Origin of the sequence: Rhodopseudomonas infernalis (assembly GCF_022271405.1) — a bacterium.
Classification (GTDB): Bacteria; Pseudomonadota; Alphaproteobacteria; order Rhizobiales; family Xanthobacteraceae; genus Rhodopseudomonas; species Rhodopseudomonas infernalis.
The window spans coordinates 1-12775 of record NZ_JAJNAL010000029.1 but is presented as its reverse complement, the minus strand read 5'-3'; the positions used below and the strand labels follow the sequence as shown (position 1 = coordinate 12775).

At 64.5% G+C, this 12775-nt stretch carries 7 protein-coding genes; 6 read left to right on the top strand and 1 reads right to left on the bottom strand.

What is annotated here, in order from left to right:
• Window positions 1-160: 160 nt before the first annotated feature.
• From LPW26_RS18030 to LPW26_RS18010, 5 genes are all read left to right on the top strand, one after another.
• The gene (locus LPW26_RS18030; protein ID WP_238736917.1) at window positions 161-868 is read left to right on the top strand and encodes an outer membrane protein; all 708 of its coding nucleotides are present in this window, start codon (window positions 161-163) and stop codon (window positions 866-868) included.
• Between the two features lie 265 nt (window positions 869-1133).
• The gene (locus LPW26_RS18025) at window positions 1134-3272 is read left to right on the top strand and encodes a methyl-accepting chemotaxis protein (protein ID WP_238736916.1); all 2139 of its coding nucleotides are present in this window, start codon (window positions 1134-1136) and stop codon (window positions 3270-3272) included.
• Window positions 3273-3437: 165 nt separating this feature from the next.
• On the top strand, window positions 3438-4502 hold the full coding sequence (locus LPW26_RS18020; RefSeq protein ID WP_238736915.1) for an MBL fold metallo-hydrolase: 1065 nt from the start codon (window positions 3438-3440) through the stop codon (window positions 4500-4502).
• A 244-nt stretch (window positions 4503-4746) separates the two neighbouring features.
• Entirely contained in the window at window positions 4747-5976 is a 1230-nt protein-coding gene (hemA, locus tag LPW26_RS18015; protein ID WP_238736914.1) for a 5-aminolevulinate synthase, read from the top strand.
• A 358-nt stretch (window positions 5977-6334) separates the two neighbouring features.
• Window positions 6335-9844 carry a PAS domain-containing hybrid sensor histidine kinase/response regulator gene (locus LPW26_RS18010; protein ID WP_238736913.1) on the top strand — a complete coding sequence of 1170 codons (3510 nt, stop codon included), beginning with the start codon at window positions 6335-6337 and terminating at the stop codon, window positions 9842-9844.
• Between the two features lie 185 nt (window positions 9845-10029).
• Here LPW26_RS18010 and LPW26_RS18005 read toward each other — a convergent pair whose 3' ends face one another.
• Complete coding sequence (locus LPW26_RS18005) at window positions 10030-10704, bottom strand: response regulator transcription factor (RefSeq protein WP_238736912.1); 675 nt, start codon at window positions 10702-10704, stop codon at window positions 10030-10032.
• Between the two features lie 308 nt (window positions 10705-11012).
• Between LPW26_RS18005 and LPW26_RS18000 the strand changes: the two genes are divergently transcribed.
• Complete coding sequence (locus tag LPW26_RS18000) at window positions 11013-12677, top strand: MFS transporter (protein WP_238736911.1); 1665 nt, start codon at window positions 11013-11015, stop codon at window positions 12675-12677.
• Window positions 12678-12775 lie beyond the last annotated feature (98 nt).

Sequence of the window (12775 nt, the reverse complement as noted above, 5' to 3'; positions counted from 1 at the left end):
TTAGGTTCCATTAAGCAAGAAAAATTGTTGAAACTCATGCGTTTAGTTCCAACCTCAGTGTTGCCTCCAGGTGACAGCTTTTTACGCAGGACCGCGCTAATCCTGTGGCAGATGGTGACGACATCACGTCGCCTCTGTTGAAGACTCCTGGAGAACCACAATGAAGAAAATCCTTCTCGGCACTGTCGCGCTGATCGCCCTCGGCGCGGCTCCGGCCCTCGCCGCCGACCTCGCGGCGCGTCCCTACACCAAGGCTCCGGCCTACGCCCCCCCGATGCCGATCTACAACTGGACCGGTTTCTACATCGGTGGTCACATCGGCGGCGCCTTCTCGGGCGACAACTCGATCGGCACTGGCGTGACCGCCAGCAACGACGGCAAGTTCCTCGGCGGTGTGCAGGCTGGTTACGACTGGCAGTTCGCCCCGAACTGGGTGCTCGGTGTTGAAGGCCAGTACTCCTGGCTGAGCGGCACCAACCAGTCGGTCGCCTTCGGTGCCCCGGGTGCGGTGTTCGTGTTCGCCGACAACCAGCGTGGTCTGGCTTCGGTCACCGGCCGTCTCGGCTACACCTGGGGTCCGGCGCTGCTCTACGTTAAGGGCGGTTGGGCCTACGCCGACTACACCTCGAGCCTGACCTTCAATGGCGTCGGCGTCGCGGTGGACAGCAAGACCGACGGTTACACCGTTGGTGGCGGTCTCGAATACCTGTTCGCTCCGAACTGGTCGGGCAAGATCGAGTATCAGTACTACGACTTCGGCAACGTCACCCTCGCTCCGGGCTTCACCGCCAAGAACGACGAGCACGTTGTCAAGGCCGGCCTGAACTACCGCTTCAACTGGGGTGGCCCGGTTGTCGCCAAGTACTGAGCTCTAAGCTCCTGATCTCTCACGAGATCTTCCCCTCGGGGAGAAAAGGGCCGGCCTCGCGCCGGCCCTTTTTGTTTGTCTGCACCAATCGATTTGCCCGCTCGATCGCCCGCCGCGCCAACTGCTCTGCGGGCTTAAATCTTCAGCAAGGCTGTTCAAAACGACACGTCTAAAATCGCACAATTGTTAACCCCCCGAGCCCAATAGTGCACTCTGCTTGGTCACGGCCAAGACAATGCAGAGTGAAAGCGTGTTGGGGGCGGGAATGTTTGGACGACAGGGAAAGGGCGCGCGGCAGCGCGTTCGCAGGCCGCAATTCGGGCTTCGCGGCAGTCTGTTCGCGGCCTTTGCGGTGATCGCCGGCATGGCGATCCTGATCAGCGTCGGCGCGGGTGTCAGCCTGCGGGGCCTCGGCCTCAAGATGACCGAGCTGAGCAGCCGCGACATCCCCAAACTGACCGCGAGCCTGCAACTGGCGACTGAAAGCGAGCGTCTCGCCAGCCTGGCGCCGATGCTGCTGGTGTCGGCCACGTCCGACCAGCTCAAACAGCGCTCGGCGCAGATGCAGCAGGCGCAAGCCTCCGCCAGCGACAAGCTCACCGACCTCACCAGCTATGGCTCGGACAAAACCGTGGTCGCGGCGATGTCGGAGACGCTCCGCAACATCTCCGACACCATCCGAAGCCTCGGTGCGGCCGCGCAGGAGCGGCTCGATCTCGCCCAGGCTCACAACAAGGTCTACGATTCGCTGCGCCAGTCGCATGACGAGTTCATCGCGGTTGCCAATCCGGCGATGCTGAACGCGCAGACCCAGATGAATGCGGTGCTGTCGTCGGCCAACCTGTCGCAGGACGACGCCACCGAAGCCGGACGCCGAATCGATCAGCTCGGCAACGTCATCGCGCTCAGCAACCTCGCCGCTTCCAATCTGATGGCGGCGCTGTCGGCGCGGGATGCCGATGCGCTCGAGCCGGTGGAAACCTCGTTCAAGCAGGCCAGACAGCAGGTCATCGCCAATCTCGAGGCACTTCCGGCCGGCGAAACGACCGCCGCCATCAAAGCGGCAGCCCAGAAGCTGCTCGCACTCGGCGACGGCAAGACCAGCATCTTCAAGATGCGGCAGAAGGAAATCGACGCCAACGACTATAGCGACCTGATCCTCGACGAAACCCGAAAACTCAATGTCGGCCTCGGCATCAGCGTCAAGCAGCTCGTCGACAGCGTCCGCAACGATACGACGGCGGCCGCGGCCGAAGCCCAGCATCAGATCGCGCTGTCGACCCAGATCATGATCGGCCTCGGCGCGCTGACGCTGATCGGCTCGGCGTTGTTCGTCTGGCTCTATGTCGGCCGCAGCATTCTGCGCCGAATCGGCGGCCTGCAGCGCTCGATGCAGTCGCTGTCGGCCGGCAATCTGGATACCGAGATCGATCGCGGCAGCCGCCGCGACGAGATCGCCGTGATGGCCGAATCGCTCGAAGTGTTCCGCGACAACATGATCAAGGCGCGGGCGCTGAGTGACGAGCAGGACAAGGACCGCGCCGCCAAGGCCGAGCGCACCGCGCGAATTGAAACGCGAATCGCCGAATTCGAGGCGACAGTGCGGGCCGCAATGGCCAGGCTGCAGGCCTCGACCAATGCGATGCAGGACACCGCGCAGAGCATGGCGACCACGGCCGAGCGCTCCAGCGCGATGATAACCGCCGTAGCCTCGGCCGCCGAGGAGACTTCCGTCAACGTCCAGACCGTCGCGTCCGGCACCGACCAGTTGTCGTCCTCGATCAACGAGATCAGCCGTCAGGTGACGACATCGGCCGAAATCGCCAACCGCGCCGTCCAGGAAGCCGGCGCGACCGACACCACAATGCAGGGCCTGGCCGAAAATGCCGAGCGAATCAGCGCGGTGATCGACCTGATCCAGAGCATCGCCTCGCAAACCAACCTGCTGGCCCTGAACGCCACCATTGAGGCGGCCCGCGCCGGCGACGCCGGCCGCGGCTTCGCCGTGGTGGCCGCCGAGGTCAAGAATCTGGCCAGCCAGACCGCCAAGGCGACCGAGGAGATCCGGTCGCAGATCGCCGCCATGCAGGGCGTTACCAATTCGGCGGTGGGGGCGATCCGCAACATCGGCCAGACCATCACGTCGATCAACGAGGTGACCACCGCCATCACCGCGGCGGTCGAGGAACAAGGTGCCGCAACCCGGGAAATCGCCCGCAACATTCAGCAGGCTGCCGGCGGCACCACCGAGGTATCCGGCAACATCGTCGGCGTCAGCGCCGCCTCGAGCCAGGCCGGCTCGGCCGCCTCCGAGGTCCTGGCGGCTTCGGGCGCCCTGCGCGACGAAGCCGAGATGCTGCGCGGCGAGATCGACACCTTCCTGGCGAGCATCCGCGCCGCCTGATCGTCGCGGACCCGCATCCAGACGAATATATAATGTGCCGGAGGCTGCGAGGCCGCCGGCCTTTTTTCATGTGGCGGCAGGCGGCCGGCGCGGGCGGCTCCGGCGGTTTTTCGGCTGGTGCGGCCGGTCTTGTCCCGCTATGCCGGATGTGGGAGCTTGCGCCAAATGCATAAGAAAACCGACGCCCTCGACCATTCGCATCATGATTTGCGCTTTCCGCTCGAAAGCCATCCCGGCCCCGACCAGGTTGTCGAGGTCGCTCCCGGGGTGCTCTGGCTGCGGTTGAAGCTGCCGTTCCGGCTCAATCACGTGAACATCTATCTGCTCGCCGACGGCGACGGCTGGGCGATGGTCGACACCGGCTTCGGCAACGACGCCACCATCGAGGCGTGGGAGACGCTGTTCGCCGGCGCGCTCAAGGGCTTTGCCATCAGCCGCGTGATCGTCACCCATGCGCATCCGGACCATGTCGGCATGGCCGGATGGATCGTGCAGCGCTTCCATTGTCCATTCTATATGTCGCAGATCGAATATCTGCAGGGCGTCTATCATCAGAACCGCCGCACCGAAGAGCGCCTCGTCAATTCGCGCGAGTTCTTCCAGCGCCATGGCATGGACGAGGCGATCACCGCCCAGTTGCTCGGCCGCGGCCAGGACTATCTGAAGAAGACGGTGCCACTACCCGCCGCCTATCGCCGGCTCAGCGCGGGCGACGAGCTTCAGATCGGTCCGCGCACCTTCCGAATCTTCACCGGCGCCGGCCATTCGCCCGATCAGGTGATGTTGTATTGCGCCGCCGAAAAGCTGTTTCTGTCCGCCGATCAGGTGCTCAGCAAGATCTCGCCGAATGTCAGCGTCTGGGCGCACGAGCCCGACGAGAATGCGCTCGGCTCCTATTTGAAGTCGCTCGCCGCGCTGTCGGCCGCATTGCCGGACGACGTGCTGGTACTTCCCGGCCACGGGCTGCCGTTCTACGGCGTCAAGACCCGCATCAAGCAGCTCGCCGACCATCATCAGGACCGCTGCGACGTGATCGAGGACGCCTGCCGCGACACGCCGAAAACGTCGGCCGAGCTGGTGCCGGTGGTGTTTCACAAACACGTGCTCGATCCGCATCAGACCGGGTTTGCCGCCGGCGAACTGATTGCGCATGTCAACTACATGCTGTCTGAAGGACGCCTCAGCGTCGTGCAGCAGAGCGACGGCGTGCTGCGCTTCAACGCAAGCTGACGACTTGTCCGAGTGATCCCGGACAAATCGGAACCTGGCCGCAATTCATTGATCTTCATCAACCTTTGACCCGCGTAAAGCGCAGTATAGGTGCCTGCAGGCGCAGACAAATCGTCCACTTGCGCCTCGACATCGTGGATGGAAGGGTTCTAATTAAGCAGCTGCGTATCGATGTTTGACGCTGCTGTTTGGTGCCTCTCCGCCTTCGTAGTCAGCCTCTGTCCGTTCCAATTGGGTCATCGCGATGCAGTACAATCAGTTCTTTCAGGATGCTCTCACCCGCCTGCATGACGAGCGTCGCTACCGCGTGTTCGCCGATCTCGAACGCATCGCAGGCCGGTTCCCGCAGGCCGTATGGCATTCCAATTCCGGACCTCGCGATGTCGTGATCTGGTGCTCGAACGATTACCTCGGCATGGGCCAGCACCCCAAGGTCATCGGCGCGATGGTCGAAGTCGCGACCCGGATCGGCACCGGTGCCGGCGGCACCCGCAACATCGCCGGCACGCATCATCCGCTGGTCCAGCTCGAGCAGGAAATCGCCTCGCTGCACGGCAAGGAAGCGGCGCTGCTGTTCACCTCGGGCTACGTCTCCAACCAGACCGGCCTGTCGACTCTCGGCAAGCTGATCCCCAACTGCCTGATCCTGTCCGACGCCCTCAACCACAATTCGATGATCGAAGGCATCCGTCAGTCCGGCTGCGAGCGCGTGGTGTGGCGCCACAACGACACCGCGCATCTCGAAGAACTGCTGATCGCTGCCGGCCCCGACCGACCGAAGCTGATCGCGTTCGAGAGCCTGTACTCGATGGACGGCGACACCGCGCCGCTGGCGAAGATCTGCGATCTCGCCGAGAAGTACAACGCGATGACCTACTGCGATGAAGTTCACGCAGTCGGCATGTACGGCCCACACGGTGCCGGCGTCGCCGAGCGCGACGGCGTGATGGAGCGGATCGATATCATCGAGGCGACGCTCGCCAAGGCGTTCGGCTGCCTCGGCGGTTACATCACCGGCCGGGCCGACGTGATCGACGCGGTGCGCTCCTATGCGCCGGGCTTCATCTTCACCACGTCGCTGCCGCCGCCGATCTGCGCCGCTGCGACCGCCGCGATCAAGCATCTGCGCGCCTCGACCTGGGAGCGCGAGCGCCACCAGGACCGCGCCGCGCGCGTCAAGGCCGTGCTCAACAACGCCGGCATCCCGGTGATGCCGACCGACACTCACATCGTGCCGGTGTTCGTCGGCGACGCCGAGAAGTGCAAGAAGGCGTCCGACCTGCTGCTCGAGCAGCACGGCATCTACATTCAGCCGATCAACTACCCGACCGTCGCGCGCGGCCTCGAGCGGCTGCGGATCACGCCGTCGCCGTATCACGACGACAAGCTGATCGACGCGCTGGCCGAAGCGCTGGTGCAGGTCTGGGGAGAACTCGGGCTGCCGCTCGGCGCCAAGGCGATCGCGGCGGAGTAATTTTCGCGTAACTGCGCGGCCTAGATTCAACGGGGCGCTCGCGACGGGATAAACCTGCCGCGGGCGCCCTTTCTACATGGATCGCTGGTTTCGAATAGCACGGGCTCATACGATTGAAAGGTACGCCCCTCCCCGTCATGCCCGGCCTTGTGCGGGGCATCCACACCTTACTGAGCCGACGGTAGCAAAGGCGTGGATAGCCGGGACAAGCCCGGCCATGACGGCTCATATGGTGTTTCGCAGGTTCTGTTTCATTCGAGCTCCAAGCTCGAGTACACTGCTAACCGCTCCCGGCAGACCGGTATCCGATCAGCGAGGAGCGTCCGACTAATCGCCTGATGCGAGGGAGCACCACCGGATGCTGCACGATTGGGGCGTGATCGCAGCGGCGCTCGCCTATATCGGGTTCCTGTTCTACGTCGCCAGCATCGGCGACCGGCTGTCGCAGCAGCAGCGCGAACGCGCCGGCGGCCTGATCTATCCGCTGTCGCTGGCGATCTACTGTACGTCCTGGACCTTCTTCGGCTCGGTCGGCTTCGCCAGCCGCACCAGCGCCGACTTCCTCGCGATCTATGTCGGCCCGATCCTGCTGATCGCGGTCGCGACGCCATTGCTGCGGCGCGTGATCCGGCTGGCGAAGTCGCAGAACATCACCTCGATCGCCGACTTCATCGCGGCGCGCTACGGCAAGAGCCAGCGGGTCGCCGCCACCGTGGCGCTGATCGCCATCATCGGGTCGGTGCCTTACATCGCGTTGCAGCTCAAGGCGGTGGCGTCGTCGCTGCAGACCATCCTGGGCGACGACCACAACATCGCCGACATCCCGATCGTCGGCGACATTGCGCTGATCGTGGCGCTGGCGATGGCGCTGTTTGCGGTGCTGTTCGGCACCCGGCGGGCCAGCGCCACCGAGCATCAGCACGGCCTGATGCTGGCGATCGCAACCGAATCGATCGTCAAGCTGGTGGCGTTCCTCGCCGCCGGCATCTTCGTCACCTTCTGGATGTTCAGCCCGACCGAGCTGATCGAGCGCGCGATGAAAATGCCGGAGGCGATGCGCGCACTGGAATCCACGCCCTCGCCCGCCACCTTCGTGACCATGACGGTGCTGTCGTTCTGCGCCTTCCTGATGCTGCCCCGGCAGTTTTACGTCGGCGTGGTCGAGAACACCAACGACGCCGAGGTCAGCCGCGCACGCTGGCTGTTTCCGCTGTATCTGGTGCTGATCAATCTGTTCGTCATCCCGATCGCGCTGGCGGGCCTGGTGCGGTTTCCGTTCGGTGCGGTCGACAGCGACATGTTCGTGCTGGCGCTGCCGATCGACGCCAACGCACCGCTGCTCAGCCTCGGGGTGTTCATCGGCGGCCTGTCGGCCGCGACCGCGATGGTCATCGTCGAATGCGTCGCGCTGGCCGTAATGGTGTCGAACGATCTGGTGATGCCGCTGGTCCTGAAGCGGCACGGCGCGCCGCGCAACGACCAGCGCAGCTTCGGCAGCTTCCTGCTGACGGTGCGCCGCGTCGCGATCTTCGTCATCCTGATTCTCGCGTACTTTTACTACCGCGCGCTCGGCAATACCCAGCTCGCCGCCATCGGACTGTTGTCGTTCGCGGCGATCGCGCAATTCGCGCCGGCCTTCTTCGGCGGCCTGGTGTGGCGGCGCGCCACCGCGCGCGGCGCGATCGGCGGCATGGTGATCGGCTTCGTGGTGTGGGCCTACACCCTGTTCATTCCGAGCTTCATGGAAAGCAGCACCACCGGGCTGCTGCTGTTGCAGCACGGGCCGTGGGACATCGAGGCGCTGCGCCCGCAGGCGCTGTTCGGCGCCGACCTGCCGCCGCTGGTGCACGGCGTGGTGTGGAGCCTGTCGCTCAATCTGCTGGCCTATGTGGCGCTGTCGCTGCTGAGCCAGCCGTCGTCGATCGACCGGCTGCAGGCCGAAGTGTTCGTACCCGACACGCTGACGCCCATGACCCCGGCTTTCCGGCGCTGGCGCACCACCGTCACGGTGCAGGATATCGTCGGCGCGGTGGGCCAGTATCTTGGGCCGGAGCGCGCGCGGGAGTCGTTTCGGGCGTTCGCGATCGGCCGCGGCCTGATGCTCGACCCCAACGCTCCGGCGGATTTCGAACTCTTGAAACACGCCGAGCACCTGATCGCCTCGTCGATCGGCGCGGCGTCGTCGCGGCTGGTGCTGTCGCTGCTGCTGCGCAAGCGCACGGTATCGGCCGAAGCCGCGCTGAAACTGCTGGACGATTCCCATGCGGCGCTGCATTTCAACCGCGAAATTCTGCAGACGGCGCTGAACCACGTTCGCCAAGGCATCGCGGTGTTCAACCCCGGCCTGCAGCTGATCTGCTCCAACCGGCAATTCGGTGAACTGCTCGGGCTGCCGCCCCATATCGTGCAGATCGGCGTGCCGCTGATCGAGATCCTCGAATTCCTCTCCAGCACCGCCGGCGCGGGAGCCGACGCCGAGGCGCAGACCCAGATGCGGCTCGCCTCCTACACCACCGAGGGCGAGCCGTTCCTGGAGCGGCTGCACGACCGGCATCTGGTGATCGAAGTGCGCGCCAATCGCATGCCGGACGGCGGATTGGTGATCACCTTCTCGGATGTGACGCCGAGCTTCGAGGCGGCCGAGGCGCTGGAGCGCGCCAACGCCACACTCGAGCGCCGGGTCCGCGAGCGCACCGAGGAGCTGACCCGGCTCAATTCGCAATTGGCCCTCGCCAAGAGCACCGCCGAGGAAGCCAACATCTCCAAGACTCGGTTCCTCGCCGCCGCGAGCCACGACATCCTGCAGCCGCTCAACGCGGCACGGCTCTACGCCACCAGCCTGGTCGAGCGTCAGAACGGCGGCGAGGATTCGCGGCTGGTGGAGAACATCGACGAATCGCTGGAGGCGATCGAGGAGATCATCGGCGCGCTGCTCGACATCTCGCGGCTCGACGCCGGCGCGATGACGCCGTCGCTGTCGAGCTTCGTCATCGGCGATCTGATGCGCTCGCTCGAGATCGAATTCGCCCCGGCGGCGCGTGCCAAGGGGCTGCAACTGACCTTCGTGCCGTGCTCGCTGCCGGTGCAGTCGGATCGGTTGATGCTGCGCCGGCTGATGCAGAACCTGATCTCCAACGCGATCAAATACACCCCGCAGGGCCGCGTCCTGGTGGGCTGCCGGCGGCAGGGACAGTCGCTCCGGATCGGCATCTACGACACTGGCGTCGGCGTGCCGATCCTCAAGCGGGGCGAGATCTTCAAGGAATTTCACCGGCTCGAACAGGGCGCGCGGATCGCCCGCGGCCTCGGGCTCGGCCTATCGATCGTCGAGCGGCTGGCACGGGTGCTGAATCACGGCATTGCGCTCGACGCCAATCGCGGCGGCGGTTCGTGCTTCTCGGTCACGGTGCCGGTCGCCGCGATGGTCAACCACACCACGGCAGTGACCAGCGCCACGCCATTGTCGCGCGCCTCGATGAGCGGCAGCCTGGTGGTCTGCATCGAGAACGATCCTGCCATCCTGGACGGCATGAAGACGCTGCTGACCACCTGGGACGCCAGCGTCATCGCGGTCGCCGATCCGGATGCCGCCATCAAGGCGATCGAGGCAGCCGACCGACGCATCACCGGTCTGCTCGTCGATTATCACCTCGATCGCGGCAACGGCATCGCGGCGATCCGCGATATCCGCGCCCGCTTCGGCGCACAGATGCCGGCGATCCTGATCACCGCCGACCGCAGCCCCGGCGTCCGCGCCGCCGCCCGGCAGGAGGAGATCGCGGTGCTGAACAAGCCGGTGAAAGCGGCCTCGCTGCGCGCGCTGCTCAGCCAATGGCACGCGCAGCAGACGATAGCGGCGGCGGAATAGGGAAACGCCGATCGGAAACTATACGCGTCAGTGCGAGGAGCGCAGCGACGAAGCAATCCAGCCCAGGGCGCCGGCGCGCGATCTTCGGCTCTGAAGCTGCAAAGACGTGGACGGCCGGGACGAGCCCGGCCATGACGAGTCGAGAATCAGAGACGTAACTTGATCGGCCGGAGCCGGTCAGGCCCTCAAGCCACCGGCTCGTCGTGGCGCCATTGGTTGCCGGAGATCTTGGCGGCGGCGATGACGGCCTGGGTGCGGCTTTCGACGCCGAGCTTTTGCAGGATCGCCGAAACGTGAGCCTTGATGGTGGCTTCGGAGACGCCGAGTTCGTAGGCGATCTGCTTGTTGAGCAGTCCCTCGGACAGCATCATCAGCACCCGGACCTGCTGGGGCGTCAGCGTCACCAGGCGGTCGCGCAGCTTGCTGGTCTCGGGGTCGGCGGCGGCCGATAGATCGACATCCGGCGGAACCCAGACGTCGCCGTCCAGCACCCGCAGGATCGCGTCGCCGAGCTTCTCGACGCCGAACCGCTTCGGCACGAAGCCCGAGGCGCCGAAATCCAGCGAGCGGCGGATGGTTTCGACATCGTCGCTGGCCGACACCACGACCACCGGGATCGCCGGATATTGGGCGCGCAGATAGATCAGCCCAGAGAACCCGCTGATGCCGGGCATCTTGAGATCGAGCAACACGAGATCGACGTCGCCATCGCGCTCGAGCAGTGCGGTGAGGTCCTCGAACGAACCGACTTCGCCAATCTTCGCGCCGGGAACTACGCTGGAGACGGCGAGCCGCAGGGCGTCGCGGAATAGCGGGTGATCGTCGGCAATGATCAAATGCGTGCTGGCGAGCGTGCTCATGATGTCCCTTGTGCGCAAGCGATAATCAACAGTTTCGCATTTCAGCCCCGCGCGCGCGCAGGTCAGATGAAGTGTCGCCCTAAAGGTCGGCGGCTGGCAAGGCGTTCGGCTGCCTCTACGTACCATCCTGCCCTCACTTGCGACGCAAAACATTGAGCAAGCGCAAGAACGGAGACGGAACACCGATCGAAAGTCGTAATGCCTGACAATCTCGACGATGTTACCTTGTCACCTAGCGTACTGTGCCCGCTGCTGCGGTGCGGCAAGAAACAACAACATTTTTCATTGTCAGAGGGAGGACTTCGGTAATGTCGACTCATGCCGCGACGCAGGTGCGTTCTGGCGGAATGACAAAAGACGAACGTTTCGTCATTGTCGCATCGTCGCTTGGTACTGTCTTCGAGTGGTACGATTTTTATCTTTACGGGTCGCTCGCCGCCATTATTGGCGCGCAATTTTTCAGCGCTTATCCGCCTGCGACACGCGACATTTTCGCCCTGCTGGCTTTCGCGGCCGGGTTCCTGGTCCGCCCGTTCGGCGCCATCGTGTTCGGCCGAATCGGCGACATCGTCGGCCGTAAATACACCTTCCTGGTCACCATCCTGATCATGGGCCTGTCGACCTTCATCGTCGGCCTGCTGCCCAATGCCGCCACCATCGGCATCGCGGCGCCGATCATCCTGATCTGTCTGCGCCTGCTGCAGGGTCTCGCGCTCGGCGGCGAGTACGGCGGCGCCGCCACCTATGTGGCCGAACACGCGCCGCCCGGCAAACGCGGCTACTACACGTCGTTCATCCAGACCACGGCCACGCTCGGACTGTTCCTGTCGCTGATCGTGATCCTGGTCACCCGCACGGTGCTGGGCGAACCCGTGTTCGCGGATTGGGGCTGGCGCATTCCGTTCCTGGTTTCGGTCGTGCTGCTCGGCGTCTCGGTCTGGATCCGGCTGCGGCTGAACGAATCCCCTGTGTTCCAGAAGATGAAGGACGAGGGCAAGAGCTCGAAGGCGCCCTTGACCGAAGCCTTCGCCAACTGGGGCAACGCCAAGATCGTGCTGATCGCGCTACTCGGCGCCGTGATGGGCCAGGGCGTGGTCTGGTACACCGGCCAGTTCTACGCGCTGTTCTTCCTGCAATCGATCCTGAAGGTCGACGGTTACACATCGAACCTGCTGATCGCCTGGTCGCTGCTGCTCGGCACCTTCTTCTTCATCTTCTTCGGCTGGCTGTCGGACAAGATCGGCCGCAAGCCGATCATCCTAACCGGCTGCGCGATCGCCGCTCTGTCGTTCTTCCCGATCTTCAAGGCGATCACCACCAACGCCAACCCGGCGCTGGAACGCGCTATCGAAACCGTCAAGGTCGAGGTGGTGTCGGATCCGGCGCTGTGCGGCGACTTGTTCAACCCGGTCGGCACCCGCGTGTTCACCGCGCCTTGCGACACCGCGCGCGCTTATCTGTCGCAATCGTCGGTCAAGTACACGACCTCGAAGGCTCCGGCCGGCTCCGGCGTCAAGGTGACGGTGAACGGCACCGAAGTGCCCTACACCGACGCCAAGACCTCCAATCCGGCGGTGCTGGCGGCGATTCAGGCGGCGGGTTATCCGAAGGCCGGCAACGCCGAGATCATCAAGATGGCGCATCCGTTCGACGTCTTCCAGACGCGCACCGCGGCGACGATCGGGCTGCTGTTCATCCTGGTGCTGTTCGTGACGATGGTCTACGGGCCGATCGCGGCGATGCTGGTCGAACTGTTCCCGACCCGCATCCGCTACACCTCGATGTCGCTGCCCTACCACATCGGCAACGGCTGGTTCGGCGGCCTGTTGCCGGCGACCGCCTTCGCGATCGTGGCATCGACCGGCGATATCTACGCAGGCCTCTGGTACCCGATCATCTTCGCGTCGATCACCGTTGTGATCGGCCTGATCTTCCTGCCCGAGACCAAGGACGTCGACATCAGCAAGACCTGATGTCGAGCGGTCCGGCGCCGCGCGCGCGGGACTACCCGGATAACCGAACGGCCGCGGAGCAATCCGCGGCCGTTTTGTTTGAAGCAAGCGTCACGCCC